Annotated in this window: 22 protein-coding genes; 9 read left to right on the top strand and 13 right to left on the bottom strand. The window is 73.7% G+C overall.

The genetic code is table 11. The annotated features are described in order from the left end of the window. Window positions 1–14: 14 nt before the first annotated feature. On the bottom strand, window positions 15–479 hold the full coding sequence (locus ACIPXM_RS33395) for a DUF4440 domain-containing protein (protein ID WP_401663320.1): 465 nt from the start codon (window positions 477–479) through the stop codon (window positions 15–17). Window positions 480–628: 149 nt separating this feature from the next. Between ACIPXM_RS33395 and ACIPXM_RS33400 the strand changes: the two genes are divergently transcribed. The 4 genes from ACIPXM_RS33400 to ACIPXM_RS33415 all read left to right on the top strand — a co-directional run bounded on the left by ACIPXM_RS33400 (window position 629) and on the right by ACIPXM_RS33415 (window position 5,287). Then, window positions 629–1,630 carry a diiron oxygenase gene (locus ACIPXM_RS33400; protein WP_401663322.1) on the top strand — a complete coding sequence of 334 codons (1,002 nt, stop codon included), beginning with the start codon at window positions 629–631 and terminating at the stop codon, window positions 1,628–1,630. Window positions 1,631–1,809: 179 nt separating this feature from the next. Continuing rightward, the gene (locus tag ACIPXM_RS33405) at window positions 1,810–3,483 is read left to right on the top strand and encodes an FAD-dependent oxidoreductase (RefSeq protein ID WP_401663325.1); all 1,674 of its coding nucleotides are present in this window, start codon (window positions 1,810–1,812) and stop codon (window positions 3,481–3,483) included. A 195-nt stretch (window positions 3,484–3,678) separates the two neighbouring features. Continuing rightward, window positions 3,679–4,698 carry a universal stress protein gene (locus ACIPXM_RS33410; RefSeq protein WP_401663328.1) on the top strand — a complete coding sequence of 340 codons (1,020 nt, stop codon included), beginning with the start codon at window positions 3,679–3,681 and terminating at the stop codon, window positions 4,696–4,698. A 130-nt stretch (window positions 4,699–4,828) separates the two neighbouring features. Continuing rightward, the gene (locus ACIPXM_RS33415) at window positions 4,829–5,287 is read left to right on the top strand and encodes an STAS domain-containing protein (RefSeq protein WP_401663331.1); all 459 of its coding nucleotides are present in this window, start codon (window positions 4,829–4,831) and stop codon (window positions 5,285–5,287) included. A gap of 98 nt (window positions 5,288–5,385) precedes the next feature. Here the strand turns inward: ACIPXM_RS33415 and ACIPXM_RS33420 are convergent, their stop codons facing one another. From ACIPXM_RS33420 to ACIPXM_RS33440, 5 genes are all read right to left on the bottom strand, one after another. Then, window positions 5,386–6,117 (bottom strand): GNAT family N-acetyltransferase, encoded by a 732-nt coding sequence (locus ACIPXM_RS33420; RefSeq protein WP_401663333.1) that lies wholly within the window; start codon window positions 6,115–6,117, stop codon window positions 5,386–5,388. A gap of 568 nt (window positions 6,118–6,685) precedes the next feature. Further along, window positions 6,686–7,411, bottom strand: a complete 726-nt coding sequence (locus ACIPXM_RS33425; protein WP_401663336.1) for a ribonuclease H — start codon at window positions 7,409–7,411, stop codon at window positions 6,686–6,688. Next, window positions 7,408–8,505, bottom strand: a complete 1,098-nt coding sequence (locus tag ACIPXM_RS33430; protein ID WP_401663399.1) for an adenosine kinase — start codon at window positions 8,503–8,505, stop codon at window positions 7,408–7,410. The genes ACIPXM_RS33425 and ACIPXM_RS33430 overlap by 4 nt, the downstream gene beginning before the upstream one ends. 251 nt (window positions 8,506–8,756) lie before the next feature. Then, window positions 8,757–9,104 carry a GNAT family N-acetyltransferase gene (locus tag ACIPXM_RS33435; protein WP_401663339.1) on the bottom strand — a complete coding sequence of 116 codons (348 nt, stop codon included), beginning with the start codon at window positions 9,102–9,104 and terminating at the stop codon, window positions 8,757–8,759. A 73-nt stretch (window positions 9,105–9,177) separates the two neighbouring features. After that, window positions 9,178–10,113 (bottom strand): pirin family protein, encoded by a 936-nt coding sequence (locus ACIPXM_RS33440; RefSeq protein WP_401663341.1) that lies wholly within the window; start codon window positions 10,111–10,113, stop codon window positions 9,178–9,180. Between the two features lie 185 nt (window positions 10,114–10,298). Here ACIPXM_RS33440 and ACIPXM_RS33445 point away from each other — a divergent pair, with 185 nt between their 5' ends. Further along, window positions 10,299–10,760, top strand: a complete 462-nt coding sequence (locus tag ACIPXM_RS33445) for a carboxymuconolactone decarboxylase family protein (protein ID WP_401663343.1) — start codon at window positions 10,299–10,301, stop codon at window positions 10,758–10,760. A 39-nt stretch (window positions 10,761–10,799) separates the two neighbouring features. Here the strand turns inward: ACIPXM_RS33445 and ACIPXM_RS33450 are convergent, their stop codons facing one another. From ACIPXM_RS33450 to ACIPXM_RS33470, 5 genes are all read right to left on the bottom strand, one after another. Further along, on the bottom strand, window positions 10,800–11,534 hold the full coding sequence (locus tag ACIPXM_RS33450; RefSeq protein WP_401663345.1) for a YoaK family protein: 735 nt from the start codon (window positions 11,532–11,534) through the stop codon (window positions 10,800–10,802). A gap of 96 nt (window positions 11,535–11,630) precedes the next feature. Next, the gene (locus ACIPXM_RS33455) at window positions 11,631–13,442 is read right to left on the bottom strand and encodes a serine/threonine-protein kinase (RefSeq protein WP_401663348.1); all 1,812 of its coding nucleotides are present in this window, start codon (window positions 13,440–13,442) and stop codon (window positions 11,631–11,633) included. Window positions 13,443–13,555: 113 nt separating this feature from the next. Further along, on the bottom strand, window positions 13,556–14,872 hold the full coding sequence (locus ACIPXM_RS33460) for a radical SAM protein (protein ID WP_401663401.1): 1,317 nt from the start codon (window positions 14,870–14,872) through the stop codon (window positions 13,556–13,558). A 231-nt stretch (window positions 14,873–15,103) separates the two neighbouring features. Next, window positions 15,104–16,018, bottom strand: coding sequence for an AAA family ATPase (locus ACIPXM_RS33465; protein WP_401663350.1), 915 nt, complete (start codon window positions 16,016–16,018; stop codon window positions 15,104–15,106). 2 nt (window positions 16,019–16,020) lie between these two features. Next, on the bottom strand, window positions 16,021–17,238 hold the full coding sequence (locus ACIPXM_RS33470; protein WP_401663353.1) for an RNA ligase: 1,218 nt from the start codon (window positions 17,236–17,238) through the stop codon (window positions 16,021–16,023). Between the two features lie 155 nt (window positions 17,239–17,393). Between ACIPXM_RS33470 and ACIPXM_RS33475 the strand changes: the two genes are divergently transcribed. From ACIPXM_RS33475 to ACIPXM_RS33485, 3 genes are all read left to right on the top strand, one after another. After that, window positions 17,394–17,573 carry a hypothetical protein gene (locus tag ACIPXM_RS33475; protein ID WP_401663355.1) on the top strand — a complete coding sequence of 60 codons (180 nt, stop codon included), beginning with the start codon at window positions 17,394–17,396 and terminating at the stop codon, window positions 17,571–17,573. A gap of 98 nt (window positions 17,574–17,671) precedes the next feature. Continuing rightward, the gene (locus ACIPXM_RS33480) at window positions 17,672–18,409 is read left to right on the top strand and encodes a class I SAM-dependent methyltransferase (protein ID WP_401663357.1); all 738 of its coding nucleotides are present in this window, start codon (window positions 17,672–17,674) and stop codon (window positions 18,407–18,409) included. Between the two features lie 75 nt (window positions 18,410–18,484). After that, the gene (locus ACIPXM_RS33485; RefSeq protein WP_401663404.1) at window positions 18,485–19,804 is read left to right on the top strand and encodes an amidohydrolase; all 1,320 of its coding nucleotides are present in this window, start codon (window positions 18,485–18,487) and stop codon (window positions 19,802–19,804) included. Window positions 19,805–19,855: 51 nt separating this feature from the next. Here the strand turns inward: ACIPXM_RS33485 and ACIPXM_RS33490 are convergent, their stop codons facing one another. Continuing rightward, on the bottom strand, window positions 19,856–21,904 hold the full coding sequence (locus tag ACIPXM_RS33490) for a prolyl oligopeptidase family protein (protein ID WP_401663359.1): 2,049 nt from the start codon (window positions 21,902–21,904) through the stop codon (window positions 19,856–19,858). 568 nt (window positions 21,905–22,472) lie between these two features. Here ACIPXM_RS33490 and ACIPXM_RS33495 point away from each other — a divergent pair. Then, entirely contained in the window at window positions 22,473–24,518 is a 2,046-nt protein-coding gene (locus tag ACIPXM_RS33495) for a phosphocholine-specific phospholipase C (protein ID WP_401663361.1), read from the top strand. 137 nt (window positions 24,519–24,655) lie between these two features. On the opposite strand, the gene ACIPXM_RS33500 is transcribed toward ACIPXM_RS33495, so the two are convergent. Then, window positions 24,656–25,225 (bottom strand): NADPH-dependent FMN reductase, encoded by a 570-nt coding sequence (locus tag ACIPXM_RS33500; RefSeq protein WP_401663363.1) that lies wholly within the window; start codon window positions 25,223–25,225, stop codon window positions 24,656–24,658. Window positions 25,226–25,299 lie beyond the last annotated feature (74 nt).

Raw genomic sequence — 25,299 nt, forward strand, 5'->3', positions numbered from 1 at the left:
CCCGAACCGGGAGGTCAGTCGTCCCCGAACGGGGTCCCCTGGTGGTAGTACAGCCGCCAGCCGTCGACACCGACCCGCGCCGCGGACTCCGCTTCGCCCGGCTCCGCCGCCCTGCGCCAGATCGAGCTGCGGCGGGCCTTGCGGTCGCCGAACCGCGTCTCGTACGTGAGGTGGACGAGGTCCGGGGCGAGCAGCACTCCGCGCAGGGACGACACCTCGAAGCGCGGGCCCTCGGCCGCGCCGCCGTCGAGTCCGGGCAGGGCGGCCAGCATCTCCTCGTACGTCCAGCGTCGTCCGGAGGCGCCGACCTCGACGAACTCCGGGTCGAAGAACCGGGCCGCCTCCGTGGCGGAGCCGCGCACCGCCGGGTCCAGGAGGCGGAGTTCCCCGTCGATGGCGGCCGCGATCGCGGCCTCCTGCCCGGCCCGGTCCACGCCCGTGCCGGCGCGGCGCACCGTGCCCTCGGAACTGTCGATCATGAACACATCCTCTCCCACCCGGCGCCACCGCGGCAATGAATTCCGTACCGTCGGGTAGGCGCGCGCCTCGTCTTGCTATACGGTCCGTCCAACAAGCTTGCTAGACACCGCGTCTAATAAGGCCCGCGAGGTCCCGAAGGAGCCGCACCATGGCACGCAGCACCGTCCCGCAGCCGAAGGAGACCGCACGGGAGTCGGAACGGGCGCCGGAACGGGAGTCGGAACAGCGGTCCGCACGGCTGTCGGCGCGGGAGGCCGCCCGGCGGTCCGCCCGGCAGTCCGAGCGCGAAGCGGCCAGGCGGCTGCTCGAGTCCTCGGCCGCGCTCTCGTACGACCCCGCCGTCGAGGTCGACTGGGACGCGCCGCTCGACGAGGACTTCCACGGGATGAGCCCGGAGTGGAGCACCCTCTACGGCACCCGCTACTGGCAGGAGCTGACCGAGCCGCAGCGCAAGGAGCTGACCCGGCAGGAGTCGGCCTCGGTGGCCAGCATCGGGATCTGGTTCGAGATGATCCTCCAGCAGATGGTGCTGCGTGACATGTACGCCAAGGACCCCACCGACCCGCGCTTCCAGTGGGCGCTGACCGAGATCGCGGACGAGTGCCGGCACTCCATCATGTTCGGGCGCGGCGCCGCGAAGCTCCGCGCCCCCGCCTACCGGCCGCCGCGCCTCGCCCTCGAACTCGGCCGCGCCTTCAAGACCTTGGCGGTCGGCGAAGCCGCGTACGCCTCGATCCTCGTCGCCGAGGAGGTGCTCGACGTGATGCAGCGCGACTGGATGCGCGACGAGCGGGTGGTCCCGTTCGTGCGGACCATCAACAACATCCATGTGGTGGAGGAATCGCGGCACATGAAGTTCGCCCGCGAGGAGACCCGGGCCCGGCTGGCCGGGGCGGGGACGCTGCGGCGCCGGGCGCAGGCGCTGGTCGTCGCCATCGCCTCGTACTTCATCGTCACCAGCATGGTGAGCCGTGAGGTGTACGCGCGGGCCGGGCTCGACGTCGAGCGGGCGCTCGCCGAGGCGCGGGCCAACGAGCACCACAAGTCCCTGCTGCGGTCGAGCTGTTCGGGCCTGATGGAGTTCCTGTCCTCGGCCGGACTGCTGACCCGGCCGGCCGTGACCGTGTACCGGCGCGCCCACCTGATCTGAGCCCCGAAGTCCCGGAGCCCCCGAGCCCCCGAGCCCGGGCCGATCCCGAGCCGAGCCTGTACCCGAGCCGGGCCGATGCCCGACCTGGCCCCGGCCCTGGCCCCGGCCCGTCACTGATCCCGCCCCTCCCCTGATCCCGCCCCTGATCCGACCCCCAGTGGAACCCCGAGCGGACCCCGATGACCTACGCGATCACCCAGACCTGCTGCAACGACGCCACCTGCGTCGCCGTCTGCCCGGTCAACTGCATCCATCCCACGCCCGACGAACCGGACTTCGGCCGCACCGAGATGCTCTACATCGACCCGCGCGCGTGCATCGACTGCGGCGCCTGCGCCGATGCCTGCCCGGTCGACGCCGTGTTCCCGGCGGACGCGCTGACCGCCCCCGGCCGGCAGGAGTACGTCGCCCTCAACGCCGACTTCTACGCGGAACGCCCACCGCTCCCCCCGGTGCCGGACGAGGGCCCGGTCTTCCACTCCTGGGGCGCGCCCTCGTTCCCGCGCAGCCTGCCCGCCGACTTCGGTCCGATCCGGGTCGCCGTGGTCGGCACCGGGCCCGCGGGCATGTACGCCGCCGAGGACCTGCTGCTGCACACCAACGCGGAGGTGACGCTGGTCGACCGGCTGCCGGTGGCGGGCGGTCTGGTGCGGTACGGGGTGGCACCCGACCATCCGGCGACCAAGCGGATCGGGGAGACCTTCGCCCGCTTCCACACCCACCCCCGGGTGCGCATGTATCTCGGCGTCGCTGTCGGCACGGACGTCACGGCGGCCGAACTGGCCGCGCACCACGACGCGGTGGTGTACGCGGTCGGCGCGGCGGGCGACCGGCGGCTCGGGGTGCCGGGCGAGGAGGTGCGTACCGCGAGTCTCTCCGCGACCGACTTCGTGGCCTGGTACAACGCCCATCCCGAGGTCGCGCCCGATGCCGTGGACCTGTCGGGGGTGGCGCGGGTCGTGGTGGTCGGCGCGGGCAATGTGGCGCTCGACGTGGCCCGCCTCCTGGTCACCGATCCGGAGGTCCTCGCGACGACGGACATCGCCGACCACGCCCTCGCCGCGCTGCGCGCCTCCGCCGTGCGGGAGGTGGTGCTGCTCGTACGGCGCGGTCCCGAGGATCTGTCCTGCACCGGGCCCGAGTTGCTGGCCCTCGGGGCGCTGCCGGGGGTCCGGCTCGTCGTGGACGACCACGATCCGCGCGCGTGGGCGGCGGTGACGGCGGCCGGGCCGCGCGACAAGGCGGCGCTGCTCGGCGGCGCGGTGCGCGAGCGGGTGGACTGGGGCGCGCCCGCGCGGTCTGCGGACACGGCCCCGGAGGGTGAGCGACGGATCGTGTTCCGGTTCCATTCGGAGCCTGCGGAGGTGCTGGCCGACGGCGGGGTACGGGTGACGGGCGCGGCCGGGCCGGTCGAGCTGCCCGCGGGGCTCGTCCTGCGGGCGATCGGCTATCGCGGACTCCCGCTGGAGGGGCTGCCGTTCGACCCGGAGAGCGGCACGGTGCCGCATCAGGGCGGCCGGGTCGAGGGCCGCACCGGCGCGTACGTGGTCGGCTGGATCAAGCGGGGTCCCTCGGGCGGCATCGGCGCCAACCGCACCTGTGCGGCGGAGACCGTGGGCAGTCTCCTCGCCGACGCCGTCGCGGGCGGCCTGCCGGCGCCGGCCGGCACCGCGCGGGCCTTCGACCGGCTCGTCCGGCGCCGGGTGCGGCAGGTGGTGGACGCGCGCGGTCTCGCCGCGATCGAGCGCGCCGAGCGGGCCAGGGGCGAGGCGGCGGGCCGCCCCCGGGTGAAGCTGGCCACGCTGCCCGAGCTGGTCGCGGCGGCGCGGGGACGGCGCGGACTGCTGCGCTGAGCGGGGCGGAGACCGCGCCGGGGCGGGCGGGGCCTGGCCGGGGGCGGGGGCGGGGGCGGGGGGGAGTTCGCTCCGGTGCCGTGCCGGGCGCGGCCCTCCCCTCTCCCCCCTGCTCCCCCTCTCTGCTCGCCATCTCCGCCCGTGCTCGGCGTGGCAGCCCGATCGGGGCGAATGATCCCGATATGAGTTCGAACCATGAGCTCACACACCGACCACAACACCCCGAGCCCCGCCCACACCCCGAACACGAGGAACTCCCCCAGCACGTCGAACTCCCCCGGCTCCTCCCCTCACGCCTCGGGCGACGCGGCCGTCGTGGTCGCCGTCGACGGATCCGACCACAGCCTGCGCGCCCTGGACTGGGCGCTCGCCGCGGCCCGCAGTCTCGGCGCGCCGCTGACCGTCGCGCACGTCCGGCCGGACGCGCTCCAGTTGGGCGGCGCGCGGATCGCGTCGCTCGGCCGGACACCGGAGCTGCCGGACACGCTGCTCGACGCGCTGGCGGCCGACGTCGGGGCCCGGGCCGAGGGGATCGCCGTACGGTACGCCTCGCTCGACGGGTCGGTCGTCGACGCGCTGTCGGCGGCGGCCGCCGGGGCCCGGCTCCTGGTGGTGGGATCGCGGGGGCGGGGCGGCTTCGCGAGCCTGCTGCTCGGGTCGACCAGCCGGACGCTCGCCTCCTCCGCGCCGTGCCCGGTGGTCGTGGTGCCGCACGAGGCGCGGGCCGCGTCGCTGGAGATCGGGGCGGGCGCGGGCCGGGTGCTGCTCGGGCTGCACATCGAGGAGACCGACGACGTGGTGGTCGAGTTCGCCTTCGAGGCGGCGCGGCGGCGCGGGGTGCCGCTCGAGGTGGTGACCGCGTATCCGGTGCCGCCCTCCCCCGCACTGCTCATCGGCGCGCCCGCGCCCGCGCTCCAGGTGCCGCCGCCGATGCCGGACGAGACGCCCGAGCTGGTGGACACCACGACACGGCGCCAGGAGGAGCGGCTGCGGCCGTTCGCCGCCCGGCACCCGGAGGTCGAGGTCATTCCGACGGTCACGCCCGCGGACGCGGCGGGCCGTCTGGTCGACGACTCGCGGGAGGCGGGGCTGCTCGTCGTGGGACGGCACCGCCGCCACCGGGTCGAGACGCTGCTCGTGGGCTCGGTCGCGCACGCCGTCCTGCATCACGCGAGCTGCCCGGTGGCCGTCGTACCACCCGCGCAGCAGCCGTGAACGACTCCGCGAGCGGGCGAGAATGCTCCGTTTTCACCTCTTCGGGTGATGGCGGATGTGGAGAAACGTGTCTGCCTCTGCTCGGCCCGCGAACCTCGTTCCACGGGGACCGATCCAGTGGAGCGTGTCCATGCATCTGATCCGACGCGGCGATCCGCAACTCGCCGTCCGGTCGAGCGAGGGCCTGACCACGGCCGAGCTGTACGGAGAGCTCGACCTGGTCCTGGTGCAGCGCGTCCGGCACGAGCTCGACGTGCTGGCCCGTGAGGCGACGGCCCTCACCGTCGACCTGCGCCACATCACGTTCTGTGACGCCTCGGGGCTGGGACTCCTGGTCCGCTGCGCCCAGCGCGTGCAGTCGCGCGCCGCCCCTTGGCGCCTGGTCTGCGACCATCCGATGACCCTGCGGCTGATCCGGCTCGCGGCTCTGGACGAGGTCCTGAGGCCGACCCCGCCGGGTCCGCACGACCCGCTGGGCCCGCCCGCGCCGCCGAACGGCTCGGCGACCCCGGCCGTACCGGCGAGTCCCCCCGTACCGGCGGGTCCGCCGCCGCAACGGGCGGGCCTGCCGGGCCGGTTGTCGGTGTGAGGGCGACGCCGGGCGCCTCGCCGGTGGTGCCGCACCGTTCCGGTGACGGCACCACCGCTGTCGCGCGCGGCCGTGGCGCGGGGCCGGGCTCCCGGCCGTCAGGCGGGAAGCAGTTCTCCCGCTCCGCCGTGCTCGCGCGTCTCGCCCGGATAGCCGCCGGTCGTGAGCGTGGCCGGGCGGCGCAGCCGGGCGGACATCCGCAGCTCGACGATGCCCCGCACGGTCGGCCATTCCTCGTCGAGGACGGAGTAGAACGCGGTGTCGCGGACGATGCCGTCGAGGCCCCGCGAGTGGGCCCGGCGGATGCCCTCGCAGGAGGCACCGAGCCGCTCGATGGCGACGCACGAGCGGGTGTTGCGGGCGTCCGCGCGCATCGAGATGCGGCGCACGCCCCAGGTCTCGAAGGCGTGCCGGAGCATGAGGTACTTCGCCTCGGTGTTGACCCCGGTGCCCCGCGCCTCGCTGGAGATCCAGGTGTTGCCGATCTCCGCCGCGTCCGGGACCGAGGTCAGGGGATCCCCGTACGGGACGCCGGTCATCGGCGGCCACACGACGGGGCCCCGCCAGTAGTCGAGTTCCAGGAAGCGGGTGGACCCGAGCACCCGGCCCGTCTTCGGATGGACCACGGCGAAGGGGAGGACCCGGCCGGCCGCCTGTTCAGCGAGGGCGCGGGCGATGTAGTCGCACGAAGCGTCGAGGCCGTGGGGCACGGAGGTGTAGGCATACGCCGCACGATCCAGTGCGCCGGCCCAGGCGATGCCCTCGGCATGGCGCATCGCCAGCGGCTCCAGGCGCACAGTGCGTCCGGAAAGGACTACAGGTACTGGCACGGGACATCGGGTCTTTCGCGGGCAGGGGTCATCGCACGCCGAATCGCGGCGACGATGCAAGGGAGGGGTTCCCGCCCGTTGCCGACCGCTTCGCCCAAGGGGAAAAGGGCAAGTGAAACGGTTCGCCATCGGTGGCGGGAGGAACAGTATGCAGCCCCGAAGGCCCCGAGAACAGAACCCCACACGAACCCGCGCGCACGGCTGGGTGAATGTCCGGTTTACCCCATCCCCCGTTCGGCTCAGCGAGCCCTGCGGGACACCCCGCGTACCCCCTGAGGAAGATCGCTCAGGGCCGCCCAGGAACCCCTCCGGAGCCGGTCCTGAACCGGTCCTGAGCGCCGCCCCGTGCACGCCCCGCGCCCGGCCCTCGGGCGTCCGAAATCCGCCCTCCGCGCGTCCGGAATCCATCCGGAGCCCGCCCGGAACACCCCGCGCCGCACCCTGAGACCGGGGCGCGCCCAGCGGCGAAACCCCCGTACTTTCCCGGGACTTACCCTGAATTTCGCCAGGGTTTCCCCTGGCGATCCAGGGGAAACCTCCACGGCGAACGGCCGGTGGGGCGGACCACCTAGGAGGCGGCCTCCGCGCAGGCCGGATGCCCCCACCCGTCGGCGTTCTTGGTGATCGTCTCGCCCTTGGCGTACGACTGGCCGCAGCGGCACCGGCCGGGGAACCGGGCCTTCAGGCTGGGGGCGGTGGCACCGGAGCGCGACCCGGCGCGCGCGGGGTGGCTGGCGCCGGTGGAGGCGGCCGTTCCGGCGGTCTTACGGGGGCGCGAGGCGGTGGCGGGACGGGTCGAGCCGGGCTCCGGCGGAGGCAGCGGCGAACCGGCGGCGGAACCGGCCGGCTGCTGGCTGCGGGCGGAGTGGCTGGCGGCCCGGTCGGCGGCGTCGTTCAGGGGGTCGCCGTCGACCTGGTGGGCGGGGGTGTAGACGAACTCCACCCGCCGGTCGGTGAGCAGCTCGTCGATCCTGACCACCAGCTCCTTGTTGGCGACGGGGGTCCCGGCGGAGGTCTTCCAGCCCTTGCGGCGCCAGCCGGGCAGCCAGGTGGTGACGGCCTTCATCGCGTACTGCGAGTCCATCCGGACCTCGGCCGCCGTGCCGGGGTCGATCCGCTCCAAGAGGCGCAGCAGGGCGGTCAGTTCGGCGACGTTGTTGGTCGCGGTGCCGAGCGGGCCCGCCTCCCAGTGGGTGACCTCGCCACCCTCGGTGCCGATGACCCAGGCCCAGGCGGCGGGCCCGGGGTTGCCCTTGGACGCGCCGTCGCACGCCGCGATGATCTTGTCAGTCATCCCTCGATCCTGACATGCCCGGCATGGGGTCCGTGACCACCGGCTCCCTCACCACCGGCTCCGTGACCACCCGCTCCCTCGTCACCCGGCGCCCTCGCCACCGGCTCGGTGAGCAGCGGCTCCGTCGCCACCGGCGCCACGGGGGCGCGTCCCCCGGGCACGGCGCCGCCGAGCCGCGCCACCTCGGCGTGCAGCGCGGCCCGCCCGATGGCCTCGGTACGGGTGGCGGGCACGGTGCAGGCGTACGCCCCGGCGACGCTGCCGTGCAGGGCGCAGTCCGGGACCGGCAGTCCGGCCAGCCAGGCGTGCAGGAAACCGGCGGCGAAGGCGTCGCCCGCGCCGTTGCTGTCGACCACCGGGCTCGGCGGGGCGACGGCGGGCACCCGCAGCAGCCGCGGCGCGGTCCCGGCCGGACCGGGCCCCCGGTAGAGCACCTGGGCGCCGTCCGCCCCGGCGGTCGCGACGGCGACGGAGGCCCGGCCGCGGCGCAGGATGTCGTGCAGGGTGCCCGTCGGGTCGTCGAGCGCGGCGGCGGACACGAAGACGACGTCGGCGGCGAGCGCGAACGCCTCGTGATAGGCGGACCGGCCGTCCCAGTCGTGCAGGTCGGTGGAGACGGTGACCCCCGTCTCGTGCAGGACGGGCAGCGCGTGGGCGCAGGGCTGGGTGAGCGACACATGAGCGTGTCCGCTGCGCCCGGCGAGCGCACGCAGCTCCGCCTCGGGCAGTCGGTCCTGGTCGCGGCCGCGAGTCGCGTCGTACAGGGAGAGTCTGCGCCCGTCGGGTCCGACCAGGTTGACCGCGCGCCGGGTGCCGGCGGGCTGCGGGGCGGTGGTGAGCGGGATGCCCTCCGCGCGGTGGAACGCGCGGACCAACTCGCCCTCGGGGTCGGCCCCGAGGAGGTCGAGGTGGTGGGTGCGGAGCCCCAGCCGGTGCAGTCCGAGGGCGACGAAGTCGCCGGTCTGCCCGGCCCGGGTGACGATGCCGGTGTCGATCATGTGACTGTCGGCGAGCGGGACGGGCAGCTCGGGCACGTGGACGATGGTGTCGACCCCGGCGCCGCCGAGCACGAGCACGTCGATGTCCGTGTCGATGTCCGTGTCGATGTCCGTGTCGTCGTCGCCGGGACCGGCCCCGTCCTCGGCGCCCTCATCGTCGTAGTCGAGGTCGAGGTCGAGGTCGAGGTCCTGATCCTGGCCCTGCTCCTGGCCGTGGCTGCCGCTGCTCATGCGGGCAGTCAAACAGCGGCCGCACACCTCCTGCAAGATCCTGCAAAGGATTGCAGGATCGGGCGCCCGACCGCTGCCCGAGCGTGGCCCGGCCGCACCGCCGTCCGCCCAGCCAGTCACGGGCGCCGCAGCTGCCCCTCCAGCCACTGCAGGATCTCGGGGGTCACCGGGTCGGTGATGTCGGCGAACTCCCCGTGCTTCTTGAGGAACGCGGAGACGTACGGGCAGACGGGGACGATCCGCAGACCCGCCGCCCGCACGTCCGCGAGCGCCTCGGACACCAGGATCCCGGCGAGGCCCTGCCCGGCGAAGGCGTCGTCGATCTCCGTGTGGAAGAACACACGCTGCCGCTCGTCGTGGTCCCGGTAGGCCGTGAGTCCGGCGCGCTGCTCGCCGACCAGGATCTCGTAGCGGTGCCGGGCGTCGACGCGGCGGACGACGGGGGTGGTTGCCTGCTCGGTCATGACGGGCCTTTCGCCGGAAGGAATCAGAAGGAATCAGAAGGAAAAGGGAAAGGGAAAGGTAACGCGACTGCGGTCAGCGGGAGTCGCGACGGGGGTGACGGGGGTTGTGGCGGGCCTTGAGGGGGACGGTCGGGAGTTCGGGGGCCGGGAGGCGGGCGCCGGGGTAGCCCGTGACCTCGCCGAAGCGGTCTCCGGTGGCCCAGTCCTCGCGGGCCTGGCGGATCTCGGCGTCGGTGCGGGCGATGAAGTTCCACCACATGACGATCTCCTCCTCGAACGGCGGGCCGCCGAGCAGGATCAGGCGGGCGCGGTCGGCGGAGTCGTTGGTCAGCGTGAGGGTGGTACGGCCCTCGGGCAGGTAGCCGAGTTCGGCGCGGCCGAGGGCGGTCCCGGCGAGCAGGATGCCGCCCTCGTCGACGAGGACGCCGTGCTCGAAGGCCGGGTCGACGTCGAGGGTGACGGTGGCGCCGGGGTCGATGAGCAGTTCGGCGCCGAGCAGCGGGGTGAAGGTGGCGACCGGGGAGGTGTCCCCGGCGAGGGTGCCGAGGAAGACCCGGATGTCGGCGCCGTCGACGCGGACCGGGCGCGGCGCGTGGTGCTGGAAGGCGCGGGGCGCGTGGCGGTGGGCGTCCGGGAGGGCGACCCAGAGCTGGACGCCGTGCAGCACGGTGGTGTCGGGGGTGGACACCTCGGAGTGGCTGATGCCGTGGCCGCCGGTCATGAGGTTGATCTCGCCGGGGCGGACGAGGGCGTGGCTGCCGAGGCTGTCGCGGTGCTCGATCTCGCCGCTGAACAGCCAGCTGACGGTCTGCAGTCCGGTGTGCGGGTGCGGGGCGACGTCCATGCCGCCGGAGTCGGCGACCCGGTCGGGGCCGTAGTGGTCGGCGAAGCACCAGGCGCCGATCAGGGTGCGGGCCCGCTGGGGCAGGGTGCGTCGTACGGTCATGGCGCGCGGGCCGCCCAGCGGGACGTCCCGGGCGGTGAGGACCTCGGCCTCGTGTTCACCCATAGTCTCCCGACCCCTTTCACGTTTCACGCGTGTCCGCTCACATGCGTCCGCACGTTCGCCGGACGGACCGCCCGCAGGCGGTCGGTTCTCATAGTTGGCTTTTCAACTATATTGGATCATGATAGCTCTGAACACTGCCGGGCGCACGGACCCCGGCGAAGGAGCAGGACGCGAAGGAGCAGACGGTGAGCGAGCAGCGGGTGTACGTCGACAAGCAGAGCCCGGACGCCTACCGGGCCCTGGTCAGGACGGCCGAGACGGTACGCGCCACGGCGGCGGACGCCGGGCTCGACCGGATCCTGGTGGAGCTGGTGAACCTCCGGGTGTCCCAGCTCAACGGCTGCGCCTCCTGCCTCGACGTGCACACCAGGGCGGCGCTGCGCGCCGGTGAGACGCCCCGGCGGCTGGGGGTCCTCGCCGCCTGGCGGGAGACCGAGCTGTTCACCGCGCGCGAGCGCGCCGCTCTCGCCCTCGCGGAGGCGACCACGCATCCGGCGGACGCCCTCGCGCAGGACCGCGCCTACGCCGAGGCCCGCGCGGTGCTGACCGACGACGAGCTGTCGGCGGTGATCTGGGTGGCCATCGCCATCAACGCCTTCAACCGGGTCTCGATCCTCAGCCGCCACCCGGTGCGCGAGGCCCACTGACGCACGGGCTCACGGGCGCACGGGCGCACCCACACGGGCCTACGGGGCCGGGGCCCAGCCGACGCCGGGCCGCGACAGCCGCCACAGCACCGCCGCCGCCCCGGAGACCAGCGCCAGGGCCACCCCGAGCACGACCGGCACTCCGGCCTCGCGCAGCAGCACGGCACCGACGAGCGCGCCGAGGAACATCGCCAGGACGGACAGGACACGGCGGCCCGGGCGCGGCCCCGTACCGCCCGCCGGGCCCGAGTCGGCGGCGAGGCCGGTGAGGGTCAGGGTGAGCACGGTGGTGGTGAGGTCCGGCACGCCGAGCCGCCGGACGGCCGCGTTCTGCAGGCCCATCGCCAGCGCCAGCGTCACGATCAGCGTGTACCGGACGCCGGTGCCGAGCTCGTCACGGGCGGCCAGCGTCGTACCGAGCGCCGCCAGGAGCAGCACCACCTGCACCGTCATCGCGGTGGCAAGGAGCCGTCCCCGGTGCGCGCCGAGACGCACCCCGAACCGGCCGCCCGCCACCGCCCCGGCCAGGAACGCGGCGAGCGACACGATCGAGGCGGGCGCGGACAGGCCCTCGGCGCCGGCGAAGGCGAAGCCGAGGAAGACCACGTTGCCGGTCATGTTGGCGACGAAGACATGGCCGAGGCCGAGGTAACTCACCGCGTCCACCAGGCCGGTGACCACGGTCAGGGTCAGCATCAGGGGTGGCAGCGGCCCGTGCCGGTCGCCCGGGGGCGGGACCAGCGTGCGGGCCGCGTCGACGAGCATTCTGCGCATCCTCGGACGCTCCTTCGCTCCTTGGGCGACGGCGGGCGGGGGCCCGTCCATGGTCCACCCGCCGGGCCCGGCCGCCCCGCCGCGCCGCACCGGCCGTCACGTGGCCGGGTTGCTGTGGACCACCTTCCCCTTCTGGTCCGCGGCCAGATAGCCGGTGGCGTGGTACTCGTTGGTCAGATAGAAGCGGACCGTCGGGCGGTCCTCGTTGAACGTCCAGCGGCCGACGATGAGGTAACGCATCGTCGGACTCTCCACCTTCAGGTCCCGCTCGCCGCGCTGGATCAGGGTGGGCAGCGAGTCCCAGGCCATGGCCTTGGCGTCGAAGGTCTGCTCGTCCGCGTCGTCCCCGATGGTGCCGCCGGGGCCCATCTTGCTGACGGCGCCGTCGCGGTACTGGTACCGGTCGTAGGTCTTGGCGCCGGGCCGGGTCGGGATCTCGGCGATCGCGTACTCCTCGTAGACCGTGAGCTCCTTCATGGTCCCGCCGCCGCCCGCGGCGTCGCCGAACGCCTTGATGACCGTACGGACGTTGGCCGGGGTCAGCAGGCTGCCGCGGGGCGCGGTCGGGGCACTGCTGGCGCCGCCCGTGTCCGTACCGGATCCGCTGCCGCTCCCGTTGCCGCTGCCGCTGCCGCCGTTCGCGCTGCCCGGGGTGCGGGCGGCGGTCGAGGGGCTGTCGCCGCCCTTGGCGCCGCCGGTCGTGCCCGCGGTGGTCCCGCCGGTGCCCGCGTCGCCGTCCGGGATCAGGTTCACCGCGCCGATGATGACGGCGGCGGTCAGCGCGAACGCCCCGCCGACGATCGCGACGCGACGCCCCGCGCGTGCCGAGCCGGAACCGGCGGCCGGAGCGGCGCTCACCGTGGGCCCACCCCAGGCCGGGGGCGGCGTCGTCGGCGGGGTCGGCGAGCCGTACGCGGGGTGGGCGAGGGGCGGCCCGAACCCTGCGGGCGGCGTGGCCGGACCCGGTACGGAACCGGGCACGGCGTCCCGCACGTACGGCAGGCCCGCGCCCTGCCCCTGGCCCGGCACCGCTGCCAGCCCCTGGCCCTGCGGGTGTTGTGCCGCGTCCGCGAGGAGCCGGTCGAGGAGGGCGGCGTCCGGGCGGGCCGCCGGGTCGCGGACCAGGACCCGTTCGAGGACCGGGGCGAGGGCGCCGGAGCGGACGGGGGCGGGGATCGGGTCGTCGAGCACGGCGACCACGGTGGCCAGGCTGGTGGCGCGGCGCAGCGGGTGGTGGCCCTCGGTCGCCACGTACAGGAGCATGCCGAGCGACCACAGGTCGGACGCGGGGTTGCCCTCCTCGCCGCGCACCCGCTCGGGGGCGATGAACTCGGGCGAGCCGATCAGGTCGCCGGTGGAGGTGAGCCGTGAGGTGGCCTCGCTGAACGCGGCGATGCCGAAGTCCGTGAGGACGGCGGTGCCGTCGGGGCGCAGCAGGACGTTCGCGGGCTTGACGTCACGGTGCTGGAGTCCGGCGGCGTGCGCGGCGCGCAGTGCGGAGAGCACCTGGCGGCCGAGGGTGACGACCTCGGCGACCGGCATCGGTCCGGCGGCGAGCCGGTCGTACAGCGAGCGTCCTTCGACCAGCTCCATCACGATCCACGGGTGGGAGCCGTCCCGGGGCTCGACGATGTGGTGGATCGTCACGACGTGCGGGTGCGAGAGCCGGGCGAGGGCCCGGGCCTCGCGCACCGCGCGTTCGCGCAGTTGGGCGGCGAGGCCCGGATCGGCCTCCTCGACCGCGGGGTCGGGCGGCCGGACCTCCTTCAGTGCGACGTCCCGGTCGAGCGCGATGTCGCGCGCCCGCCAGACCGTCCCCATCCCGCCGCTGCCCAGTCGCGCGTCCAGCCGGAAGCGCCCGTCCACCAGCGGTCTGCCGCCGCCCTCACCCGTACCACTCGTGCTCATGGGCGGCATGTTAGGGCCAAGCGGTGACAGTCCGTCGCCGACCCCGGAGTTGGGGGCCGGAGTCGGGGCCGACGACGGGGGCGGCCGCAGGTCCGTCCGGTCCGGTCCGGGGGTCAGTCCTCGGCGGGCAGGCTGTCCATGAAGGAGCTCACCGAGAAGACGGCGCGGCCGGGTCCGGGCTGGCCGTAGCCGGGCGGGGAGCTGAGGCCGTGGGACTCCATGGTGGCGCGGTAGGCGTCGAGCAGCCGGATGTGGTACTCCAGCGGGGCGCCGGCCGGGTTGGCCTTGCCGAGCGGGGTGGTGGGCTCGGGGCACCAGGTGGTGAACCGCGGCGTGATGCCACGGGACATGAAGTACTCCAGGCCCTCCGTGGTGGAGGCGATGGCCTCGTCGACCGAGGTGAAACCGAACGGCTCCGCCATCTCCACGCCCGCCACGAAGTTGGGGATGACGTTGCGCGGGCCGAAGACCTCGGCCGAGTCCAGGATCCGGCGGTGCCACTCGTCGCGGCCGACGTAGCGCTCCTTGCCGGGGCAGTAGAGCTCGAACAGCCGCTTGTCCCACACCTCGTAGTTGGGGTGGTAGATCTGGATGCCGTAGTCCTTGAACCGCTGGACGTCGGCCTTCGGCAGCGCCTGGGCGACGACCTTGCCGATCCAGCGGCCGGGGAAGGCGTCCTCGATGGCCTCGGCGTACTGGCCGTAGAAGTCGGCCTCGTCCTTGCCGCCGATGTGCGAGGTGACGGCGCCGCCGGTGAGGGTGTAGGCGGTGGAGGAGCCGGTGGTGTCGTACTTGTCGATGATCGCGAGGGCCTCCAGGACCTCCTCGACCGGCTTCACGCCCGTGTAGGGGCGTCCGGCGGCCTTGTGCTGGCGCCAGTTGTGGTTGATGTCGCAGTACTGGCACTCCTCCTTGGCGCCGAAGTACTGGCAGACCCGGAAGACCGTCAGATAGATCAGGTAGCCCCACTGGATGGTGGGGGCGACCTCCATCACCGACTTCCCGTTGGCGAGGGTGTGCCGGTAGTACTCGGGCATCGGCGGGAGGCCGACGTCGGCGATCCGGCGTCCGTCGAGGTAGAGCCCGAGCAGACCGTCGTCGCCCGCGGCGACCCGGTACGGCGACGCCGGGTTGACCCGGACGGACACCACGGTGCGGCGCAGCTCGTACGGGCCGCCGGTGAGGACGATCTCCTCCGGCGGACGGCGCAGCGCGGCCTGCCCGAGTTCGGGCAGGGTGCGGTGGTCGAAGGAGAAGATGAAGTACGACTTGGGCTTGACCTCACCGGCCGCCTCGTCGCCCGAGTCGGTGAGCGCGGAATCGTCGAAGGCGATGCCGCCGCGCAGCAGGTCCTCCTTGATCACCGCCTCCTTCGGGACGTGCGGGAAGCGGTGCATGAGGTCCTCGACCTCGTCGGTGCGGCGGATCATGCGTCGGTCCATCTCCTCGGTCGTACGGGTCGTGCGGGTCGTCAGCCCATGACGGGCCACCGACCTACCCTAGGACGGCGCTCCGGCGCCCGGCATCCGGCCCCGGGACGAATCGCCGGTCGCCGGTCCTAGGTCGGACGGCGGAGGCCGCCCGAAGGCCGCCCCCGCCGCCCGCACCGTCCGACGTTCCGGATCCCGGCTCGTCCCCGGTCGGAACCGGCTCGTCCCCGGTCAGAAGTTGCCGTAGTTGACCTGCCAGGTGGGCAGGCCCATCCGGCGCCAGACCGCGACCACCCGGTCCCGGTCGTCGAGCGAGACGCGGACCGCGTAGCGGTGGCGGACGTGGGCGTCGAACAGCTCGGCCTTGACCAGGTCGTCGGACCGGCCGTCGTCGGAGGCCCGCATCCACAGTTCGTCGTACGGCACCTCGTACCGGCGCAGCCACGCCTCCGTCAGCTCCCGGTGGTCCTCGCTGCGGCCGGACAGCAGCACGATCCGGTCCCGCTCGGTGGCCCGGAAGGCCCGCAGGGCGTCGCGGACGGGGGTGTTGAGGAGGTCGAGGTCGCAGCGGGTGAAGTCGTACGGGCCGCGGTCGCCGCGCAGCGCGAGGGTGCCGTCGATGTCGCAGAGGACGGCCGAGGGCAGCGCGGGGTCGGCCTCGTACGGGGTGGCGGCGGGCCGGTGGTTGAGCCATTCCGCGGTGAGCTTCCAGCCGCCCCGGGTGGCCTTCGCGTGCTTGTCGGCGAGGATCCGGATGATCTCCTCGCCGACCTGCCGCTCGCGGGCGGCGTCCCGGCGTACGCACTCCTCGACCGGCACGTCCGTGAAGTCGTGCACGACGAAGGTGACCTCGCGCCCGGCGACCGCGGCCATCAGCCGCTTGGGGATGTGCGGGGTGAGGTGGGTGTTGTCGACGACGACGTCGAAGCCGTCGTCGACCGCGGCGCGGACCGCCGCGTCCTGGACGTCCAGGACCGTCCGCTCGTGACCGGGCGTGCGGCGGTCGCCGCCCGGCAGGTCGAGCATGGTGCGCAGGTCGTCGAGGTTGACGCGGCGCATCCGGCCTTCGGACCGCTCCTGCAGGGCGCGGGCGGCGGTGGTCTTGCCGGAGGCCGGCAGTCCGGTCATGACGTGGACCACGGGCACGATCAGTTCTCCTTGTCGTCGGTGAAGGGGTCGGCGGTCTCGGGGCGCAGCTGTCGCCAGACCAGCAGGTCGGTGCGGCGGTTGTCGAGGCGCAGGAAGACGGCGGAGCGCAGCTGCTTGTCGGGCAGCGCCCGCGCCGCGCGGGCGAAGGCGCCGCGGTCGTCGGCGAGCGGGGCGAGCGAGGCGTACGCCTCGTCGATGGCCCGCTCGCGGGCGGCGAACTCGTCCTCGATGCGGGCGATGACGCCCCGCACCCAGGCGTCGAACTCGTCCGGCACCTGCTCCAGGAGCGCGTCGAGCGGGCGGCCGCCCGCGGCCCGTATGCCGCCGAGCTCGGCCATGGACAGGCCGAGGCCCTGGGCCAGGGTCTTGGCGTCGGTGCCGGCGAACCGCTGGATGCCGTGGCCGCGCCAGATGTCCCGCTCGGTGACGCCGGTGAGGACCTTGTGCAGCCGCACGTACTCGGCGATCTTCGCCTTGGCGCGCACGCCGGAGGCGAAGCGCAGCACATAGCCCTCGGCGTCGGTGCCGGTGGCCGCGGCGCCGTCGGGCAGGGTGCTGGTCTCCGTCTGCTTGAGGAGTTCGTCGAGCGCGAGCGGCGGGTGGACGGTCACGACGGAGCCGATGCCCGCCCAGGCGGTCGCGGCCTCGGCGAGCGGCGTCTCGGTGCCGTCGGCGCGGAACGCGGCGAGCAGCACGAGGTCGCGGCGGTCGCCGTAGTCGACGACGATCCGGTTCTCCGGGTAGAGGATCTCGGTGAGGTACGTCGTGCCGGGCGCGAGCGCCGAGGTGTCGGCGGCGTCCAGGCGGCGCTGCGCCCAGGTGGCCTGGGTGCTGCCGAAGGAGCCCTTGGAGGCGACCCGCCAGCGGTCCGCGTAGTGGAAGACGACGCCGAGGCTGCCGTCGACCTTCTCGTACACCTCGAACGGCTCGTCGGGCAGCGCGGGCGCGTAGGGGCGGCCGCTCTCGTGCTCGGAGACGTTGAAGAACTTGGGCAGCGGCAGGGCGATGATCCGGCCGGTCTCGTCGTCGGCGACGAGACCGCGGCAGCGGGTGGTGACCTGGTTCCAGACGCCTTCGTACTGACAGGCCCGCGTGTACGTGTAGATCGACAACGGCAGCTCGGGGTGCCGCTTGCGGGTCACGTGGCCTGCTTCGACCGCTGCCGCGAGCTCGTCCGGCGGCAGCAGCGCGTCGAGAGTCAGGTGCGCCTGGCTCATGAGGGTTCCTTCCCTTTCGTCGGCCCTCATTGTTTCCTCGCCCTCCCCCCTCCGACCAGCGAATTTAGCGTGGGCGCCGACCGCGGGGGCGGGGCCGGGACGCGGCAGCCCGTAGACTGCCGGGCCGAACGCCCCAACCCGAGGAAGCGAGCCCCATGAATCACCCGGACCCCTCCGCCCCGATCTACGCCGAGCTCATACGCGAGCAGGGGGACGTGCCCGGTGACGCGCGCCGGACCGCGGAGGAGGTGCTGCGGGACCTCAGCCGGGTGATCCAAATGCCGCCGGCGGGGCTCGGCGCCCACCAGGCCGGTCTGCCGGTGCCCATGCGTTAGGCGCTGCGGCCTGCGACGGGGGCGGGGCCAGGGCCGTGACGGGGGCGGGACCGGGCCGGGCCGGGTCGTGGACAGAACTGGACGCAAGGGGGAAGCCGATGGACGAGCGGGTCGAGGACGGCGGGGAGGCTCGCGGCGCCCGGGCGCCGGACGCCGGTGCGGACGGCCGGGCGGAAGCCGCCTCGGCCGCCGGTGGCGGCACCGCGCACGAGCGGGTGCGGCGCAGCTACGACACCGTCGCCGGGGAGTACCGTGCCCGGATCGGTGACGAACTGGCCGGGAAGCCGCTCGACCGGGCGCTGCTCGGAGCGCTGGCCGAGGAGGCGGGCGCGGGCGCCGCGGTGGCCGATCTGGGCTGCGGGCCAGGGCATGTGGCCGCCTGGCTCGCCGGGCGGGGCGCGGGGACGGTGGTCGGGGTGGACCTCTCCCCCGCCATGGTCGCGCTCGGGCGGGAGTCGTACCCGGAGGTCGAGTTCCGGACCGGGAACCTGCTGCGGCTTCCGGCGCGTGACGGTGAGTTCGACGCCGCCGTCGCGCTGTACTCGCTGATCCACCTGGGCCCCGGGGAACTGCTCCCGGCTCTGACGGAGATCCGTCGGGTGCTGCGGCCCGGCGGCCGGCTGCTGGTGTCCTTCCACATCGGGAGCGAGACCCATCACCTGGACCAGTGGTGGGGGCATTCCGTGGACATCGACTTCCACTACCTGGAGCCCGCCGCCGTGGCGGACGCGCTGCGAGCGGCCGGTTTCCGGATCGAGGCGGAGCTGGAACGGGCCCCGTACCCGCACGAGGCGGAGACGCGCCGCGGCTATCTCCTGGCGCGGCGCACGGACTGACCTCGGGGCCGGGCCGGGCGGTGTCTCTTTGGTATACCACGTGGTATACCAAAGAGACACCGCCCTTTTTGTTCCCTGAACCGCTCCCTGGAGTCCGCCGTGTCCGCCACCCCCGCCCCCGTCCCCTCCTCGTCATCGCCGTCGCCGTCGCCCTCGGCCTCGGCCTCGGCCACCGTCTTCCGGAACGTCCGTCCGTTCGGCGGCGCCGTGGGCGATCTCGTCGCCGTGGACGGGGTGCTGGTGGCGTCTGTGCCGGAGGGCGCGGCCGTGGAGGTGGTCGAGGGCGGCGGCCGGATGGCGCTGCCGACGCTGGTCGACGCGCACATCCACCCGGACAAGACCTCGTGGGGCGAGCCGTGGCACAGCCGCCGGGCCGCCGAGGGGATCGCCGAGTACGTCGCGGGTGATGTGGAACTCGCCCGGGCGCTTCCGACGCCGGTCGGTGAGCGCGCGTACCGGCTGATGGCGCACGCGGCGGCGCAGGGCACCCGGGCGATGCGGGCGCACGCCGATGTGGCCCCGGCCTTCGGTCTGTCGGGACTCGAGGGGATCGCGGAGGCGCGCGAGCGGCTGCGGGGCGTCGTGGACGTGGAACTCGTGGCGTTCCCGCAGCACGGTGTGGTGCGCACTCCGGGGGTGACGGAGCTGTTGGCCGAGGCGGCGGCGAGCGGTCTGATCACGCACATCGGCGGGATCGACCCGGCCGGTTTCGACGCGACCGGCGCGGCGGGCTCGACCGGCGCGACGGACACGACCGGCGCGGTGGGCGGCGCGGACGGCGGCCAGCTCGACACGGTGTTCGGGCTCGCCGAGCGGCACGGTCTCGGCCTCGACATCCATCTGCACGACCGGGGCGAGACCGGTCTGGCGCCGCTGCGGGACATCGCCGCCCGGACGAAGGCGCTCGGTCTTCAGGGCAAGGTGAGCGTCGCCCATGCCTTCGCCGTCGCCCAGCTGTCCGGCCGGGAGCTCGACGAGACGGCCGACCTGCTGGCCGCGTCCGGGGTGGCGCTGACCACGGTGGCGCTGTCCTCGGTGACCGTCCTGCCGTTCCGGCGGCTCGCCGAGCGCGGGGTGGTGGTCGGGCTCGGCTCGGACGGTGTGCGGGACAACTGGAGCCCGTTCGGCAACGCCGACATGCTGCACCGGGCCTGGCTGGCCGGCTGGGCGCTCGACGCGCGCCTGGACGAGGAGCTCCGGGCCTGCTTCGACCTGGCGGCGCACGGCGGGGCCGAACTGCTCGGCCTCGACCGGGCGGACCTGCGCCCGGGCGCGCCCGCCGACTTCATGCTGGTGGCGGGCGAGTGCGTGCCGCAGGCCGTGGTGGACCTGCCCCGCCGCGAACTGGTGGTCCGGGCGGGCCGGGTGGTCGCCCGCGACGGCGCCCTGGTCTGACCCCGGCCCGATGCACCGGCCCGGCCCGGCCCCCGGAATCAGGCGCCGGAATCAGGCGCCGGAACCCTCCGGTGCCAGGGTCCGCCAGAGGAAGGTGTGCTCCAGGGCGCTGTTGTAGGCGGCGTGCTCGTGGTCGGCGGCTCCGGCGTGGCCGCCCGCGAGGGTCTCGTGGAGCAGCACCCGGTGGCCGAGCTCGCGCAGCCGGGCGGCGGCCTTGCGGGCGTGACCGGGGTGCACCCGGTCGTCGCGGGTCGAGGTGGTGAGCAGCAGCGGCGGGTAGGGCCGGTCGGCGGTCAGCCGGTGGTACGGGGAGAGCGCGGCGAGGTGCGGCCGGTCGGCCGGGTCGTCGGGGTCCCCGTACTCGGCGATCCAGCTGGCTCCGGCGAGCAGGGTGTGGAAGCGGAGCATGTCGAGCAGCGGCACGTGCGCGACGATCGCGCCGAACAGCTCGGGGCTGCGCACCAGCATGGCGCCCATCAGCAGGCCGCCGTTGCTGGCGCCGGTGATGCCGAGGAGTTCGGGGGTGGTGATGCCGCGGGCGGTCAGGTCGCGGGCGACGGCCTCGAAGTCCTCGTAGGCGCGGTGCCGGTCGGCCTTGAGGGCGCTGCGGTGCCAGCGGGGGCCGTACTCGCCGCCGCCCCTGATGCCCGCCACCACGTACGTACCACCGCGGGCGAGCCAGGCCCGGCCGCGCACGGTGTCGTACGACGGGGTGAGGGAGACCTCGAAGCCGCCGTAGCCGGTGAGCAGGGTGGGACCCGGGGTGTGGGCGCCGGGTGCGGCGGGGCGGGGGCCGACGACGGTGTACGGGACGCGGGTGCCGTCGGCGGAGACGGCGAAGTACTGCCGGGCGTCGAGGCCGGTGGCGTCGAAGCGTTCGGGGGCCTGCTTGATGAGCTCGCCGGGGCCGCCGATCTCGCCGCGGTGCAGGGACGGCGGGACGAGGTGCCCTGTGACGGAGAGGAAGTACTCGTCGCTGGTGTCGGGGTCGGTGTCGGTGAGCCCGGCGGAGGCGAGCGGCGGGATGTCGGCGATCTCCGTGCGCCGCCAGCCGCCGGGGGCGCCGGGGCTCTCGGGCGGGGTGAGCACGTGCATCTTGCTGGCGACGTCCTGGAGGGTCGACAGGACGAGGTGGTTGCGGGTCCAGGCGTGTCCGTCGAGGGAGGTGCGGTCGTCGGGGGTGAACAGCACCTCGGGGTCGCGGCGGCCGGCGAGGAAGTCGTCGAAGCGGAAGGTGAGGAGGCTGCCCGCGGGCTGGTCGAGCCAGGGGGCCTTGGGGGTGACGAGGAGCCATTCCCGGTGGACGGAGCTGTCGGCGTCGTCGGGGACGTCGATGCGTTCGGCCGTGCCGTCGGGGTGGAGCAGGTGGGTCTCGTGGTGCCAGAAGTCCCGGTAGCGGACGGCGAAGTCGCGCTCGAAGCCCTCGGTGGGGTCGTGCCAGGCGGACACGGCGAGGTCGGACTCGGCGCCCTCGTGGACGAGTCCGGCCTGGTCGAGCGGGGTGCCGCGGCGCCAGCGGCGGACGGTGCGGGGGTAGCCGGAGGTGGTGAGGGAGCCGGGGCCCGTGTCGGTGCCGACGAAGACGTGGTCCTCGTCGATCCAGCCGATGTCGGTCTTGGCCTCGGGCAGGGTGAAGCCGTCGGTGACGAAGGCCCGCTCGGCGAGGTCGTACTCGCGTACGACGACGGCGTCCCCGCCGCCGCGCGCGAGGCTCACCAGGGCGCGCCGGAACGCGGGCCGCAGCACCTGCGCCCCGGACCAGGTCCAGTCCTCGTCCTCGGCGGCGGCCAGCGCGTCCAGGTCGAGCAGCGGCTCCCAGTCGGGCGTGTCGCTCCGGTACTCGTCGAGCGTGGTGCGCCGCCAGAGGCCGCGGGGGTGCTCGGCGTTCTGCCAGAAGTTGTAGAGGTGCTCGCCCCTGCGGCGGGTGTACGGGATGCGGTCGGGCGCGTCAAGTACTTCCCGCAGCTCGGCGACGAGCCCGTCGAACCCCTCCCCCGCGGCGAGTTCGGCCGCGGTCTCGGCATTCCGCTCCCGCACCCACGCGAGCGCCCGCTCGCCGTCGACGTCCTCCAGCCACAGGTACGGGTCAGCGTCGCTCACGTGTCGTCCTCCTCTTCCTCGTCCTCGTCCGATGCCGCCTCGCCGGGCGGGACGGGTCCCGTCCGGGGTGACGGGGACCTCCGTGGGCCCGCTCGCCGCCAGGTCTCGGAGAATCGCCGCCGGGACCCCACTCGAAGCCTATGACCAGGCAGCCTACGGTCAGGTAGCTTCTGGTGGCGATCCGCCCCACGTCGAACCGAGCGGGTGGGATCCGGCGCGCGGTTCGGCGCAGAGCACGAGCCCGCCGCTCAGGCACGCAGCGCGACGACCGCCGCCCCGGCCTGTGCGGCTGGCGGGCCGAGTCCCGTCACCCCGTCGGCCACCTCACGACGTGGGCGAGCAGGCAGGCCCGCCAGCGCCCGCCAATAGGCCAGGTCACCGACAACGGGACGACTGCACACAATGGTCCGCGAACGAACCAATCAGTCAACGGTCTTCACCCCACCACCTCGCCGTCCTCGGGATGTTAACCAACCGATTACCGCACGGCCGTATACCTTTGCGGCCCGGTCCCCCATCCTGTCCTCGGCGTGCCACCGGGGCACTCCGGGACACGAGAGGCAGGGCTGTGATTCCCATCAGCCGCAGAGGGTTCGTCGGGATCGGAGCCGGGCTCGGGGCCGGGCTTGTCGCCGGGGCGGGGGTGCCGTCCGCGACGGCCGGCACGGCGTCGGCGTCGGCGCGGGCCGCGACCGGGACGATCACGGACGTCAAGCACGTGGTGATCCTCATGCAGGAGAACCGCAGCTTCGACCACTACTTCGGCCGGCTGCGCGGCGTGCGCGGCTTCGGTGACCGGGCCGCGGGCAACATCCCCGGCGGCTGGGGCATGTTCAACCAGCCCAACTGGGGCGGCCGCCAGTACCCGTGGAAGCTGAGCTCGACCCCGGCCGCGGGCGGCGTGGACGGCGAGACGCTGGCGCAGTGCAACGGCGACCTGCCGCACAGCTGGTCCTCGCAGCACTCGGCGTGGAACAAGGGCCGGATGGACAACTGGGTGACGGGCGTCGGCAACGTCCGCACCCTCGGCCACCTGGACCGCGGCGACATACCCTTCCATTACGCGCTCGCCGACAACTACACCATCTGCGACGCCTACTTCTGTTCGACCCTCAGCGCCACCGGCCCCAACCGCACCTTCCTGTGGAGCGGCAAGGTCGACGCCTCCAGCAAGGACGGCGGCGACGAGTCCGGGCTGACCTGGGAGACGTACGCCGAGGCGCTCCAGCGCGCCGGGATGAGCTGGAAGGTCTACCAGAACGCCCAGGACAACTACGGCGACAACGGCCTCGCGTACTTCAAGAAGTTCACCGACGCCAAGCCGGGCGACCCGCTGTACGACCGGGGCATGGGTTCGGTGCCGAAGGTGACCGGCTCCACCCCGGACGACATCGCCGCCGCGATCCGCGCGGATGTGGTGGCGGGGACGCTGCCGCAGGTGTCGTGGGTGGTGGCGAACGAGGCGTTCTCCGAGCACCCGTACGCGCCGCCCGGTGACGGCGCCCACTTCGTCGACCTGGTCTACCGCGCCCTCTCGGCGAACCCCGAGGTCTTCGACTCGACGGTGCTGTTCCTCAACTACGACGAGAACGACGGCTTCTTCGACCACGTGCCGCCGCCGATCGCGCCGCCCGGCACCCCCGGCGAGTACCTCGACGGTGTGCCGATCGGGCTGGGCTTCCGGGTCCCGATGATCGTGATGTCGCCGTGGACCCGGGGCGGCTGGGTCAGCTCCGAGGTGTTCGACCACACCTCCGTGCTGCGCTTCATGGAGGTGTGGACGGCGGCGCTCGGCACCCCGGCCGCCTGCCCGAACGTCAGCGCCTGGCGCCGCAGCGTGACCGGCGACCTGACCGGCGTGTTCGACTTCGCCCGCCCGGTGTACGGCGTGCCCGCGAACCTGCCGTCGACGGCCAAGGTCATCGGCCAGGCCACCTGCGGCCCGCTGCCCAACCCGGCCCCGCAGGACAACGCGCTGCCGCCGCAGGAGTCCGGCACCCGCCCGGCGCGGGCCCTGCCGTACCAGGTCAACGGCAATCTCGACCGGTTCGAGTTCGGAGCCGCGGGCAAGATCCTCGCCTGGTTCTCGATGACCAACCAGGGCACCGAGGCCCGCCGCCCCGCGCACTTCTCGATCCACCCGCACCAGTACCGGGACACCGCCGCCTGGCAGTACACGGTGGAGCCGAACAGCACGTCGAGCGACTACTTCAACATCGGTCTCGGCTCGGGCTCCGGCAAGTACGACATCTCGATGATGGGCCCCAACCGCTTCCTGCGCCGGTTCATCGGCGACGCGTCGAAGGCGGGCAAGGACATCGAGGTCGCCGCCCGATACGCCGTCGAGCCGGGCACCGGGAAGACCGCGCTGTGGTTCAAGATGACGAACAACTCGTCCTCGGCGGTCACCTTCACGGTCCGTTCCAACGCGTACCGCGCGGACGGCCCGTGGACGTACACGGTCCCGGCGAAGTCGTCCCGTGAGGACTACTTCAACGCGGTCGCGTACAGCAACGGCTGGTACGACTTCACGATCCTGGCCGACATCGACGGCACCTGGTCGCGCCGCTACACCGGCCACATCGAGACGGGCGCACCCAGCATCTCCGGCTGAGCACGCCCGACGCCGTCGCACCGCCGCACCCCGCACCCCCCGCACCGCCGCACCCCGCACCCCCCGCACCGCCTCGCCCCGCACCCCCCGCACCGCCTCCCGTGCCCGGCACCGGCACGGTCCTGCCCCGCTCTCGGTCACCCCTGGGGCAGGACCGTGTGCACCCGTTCGACGAAGACCTTGAAGTCCTTCATGAAGTCGGACAGGAACTGCAGCGTCGTCGGGTCGGTGACCTCGCCGTCGTCGCCGAACAGGCCGGGGGTGAACTGGATGTAGCCCTCAGGGGCGTTCATCTGCGGCGAGTTGCAGAAGCTGAGCACCGAGCGGAGGCTCTGCTGGGCCACCGCGGTGCCGATCTTGCCGGGCGAGGTGCCGATCACGGCCGACGGCTTGTGGGTGAAGGAGTTGGTGCCCCAGGGGCGGCTCGCCCAGTCGATGGCGTTCTTGAGGCCGCCGGGGATGGACCGGTTGTACTCGGGGGTGACGAAGAGGACCGCGTCGGACGCGGCGATCGCGTCCTTCAGGGCGCGGCCCTCGGGCGGGTAGTCGGCGTCGAAGTCGTGGTTGTAGAGCGGCAGGTCCTTGATCGGGATCTCGTGGAACTCCAGTCCGGGCGGCGCGACCCGGATGAGGGCCTTGGAGAGGATCCGGTTGATGGACTTCTCCGACAGGCTGCCGACGAAGTAGCCGACCTTGTACGTGGTCATACGGGTGCCGTCCTCGGGGTGTTCGGGCGCTCGTCGTGCTCACGGCGCTCGGAAGGGGGCCGCGCGCGGGCGCG

Origin of the sequence: Streptomyces sp. NPDC090025, assembly GCF_044748125.1 — a bacterium.
Classification (GTDB): Bacteria; Actinomycetota; Actinomycetes; order Streptomycetales; family Streptomycetaceae; genus Streptomyces.

What these genes read in the sequence shown, in the direction of transcription:
- ACIPXM_RS33395 (WP_401663320.1), bottom strand. Translation starts at nt 479, where the DNA reads ATGATCGACAGTTCCGAGGGCACGGTGCGCCGCGCCGGCACGGGCGTG.
- ACIPXM_RS33400 (WP_401663322.1), top strand. Translation starts at nt 629, where the DNA reads ATGGCACGCAGCACCGTCCCGCAGCCGAAGGAGACCGCACGGGAGTCG.
- ACIPXM_RS33405 (WP_401663325.1), top strand. Translation starts at nt 1,810, where the DNA reads ATGACCTACGCGATCACCCAGACCTGCTGCAACGACGCCACCTGCGTC.
- ACIPXM_RS33410 (WP_401663328.1), top strand. Translation starts at nt 3,679, where the DNA reads ATGAGCTCACACACCGACCACAACACCCCGAGCCCCGCCCACACCCCG.
- ACIPXM_RS33415 (WP_401663331.1), top strand. Translation starts at nt 4,829, where the DNA reads ATGCATCTGATCCGACGCGGCGATCCGCAACTCGCCGTCCGGTCGAGC.
- ACIPXM_RS33425 (WP_401663336.1), bottom strand. Translation starts at nt 7,411, where the DNA reads ATGACTGACAAGATCATCGCGGCGTGCGACGGCGCGTCCAAGGGCAAC.
- ACIPXM_RS33435 (WP_401663339.1), bottom strand. Translation starts at nt 9,104, where the DNA reads ATGACCGAGCAGGCAACCACCCCCGTCGTCCGCCGCGTCGACGCCCGG.
- ACIPXM_RS33440 (WP_401663341.1), bottom strand. Translation starts at nt 10,113, where the DNA reads ATGGGTGAACACGAGGCCGAGGTCCTCACCGCCCGGGACGTCCCGCTG.
- ACIPXM_RS33450 (WP_401663345.1), bottom strand. Translation starts at nt 11,534, where the DNA reads ATGCGCAGAATGCTCGTCGACGCGGCCCGCACGCTGGTCCCGCCCCCG.
- ACIPXM_RS33455 (WP_401663348.1), bottom strand. Translation starts at nt 13,442, where the DNA reads ATGAGCACGAGTGGTACGGGTGAGGGCGGCGGCAGACCGCTGGTGGAC.
- ACIPXM_RS33460 (WP_401663401.1), bottom strand. Translation starts at nt 14,872, where the DNA reads ATGATCCGCCGCACCGACGAGGTCGAGGACCTCATGCACCGCTTCCCG.
- ACIPXM_RS33470 (WP_401663353.1), bottom strand. Translation starts at nt 17,238, where the DNA reads ATGAGCCAGGCGCACCTGACTCTCGACGCGCTGCTGCCGCCGGACGAG.
- ACIPXM_RS33475 (WP_401663355.1), top strand. Translation starts at nt 17,394, where the DNA reads ATGAATCACCCGGACCCCTCCGCCCCGATCTACGCCGAGCTCATACGC.
- ACIPXM_RS33480 (WP_401663357.1), top strand. Translation starts at nt 17,672, where the DNA reads ATGGACGAGCGGGTCGAGGACGGCGGGGAGGCTCGCGGCGCCCGGGCG.
- ACIPXM_RS33500 (WP_401663363.1), bottom strand. Translation starts at nt 25,225, where the DNA reads ATGACCACGTACAAGGTCGGCTACTTCGTCGGCAGCCTGTCGGAGAAG.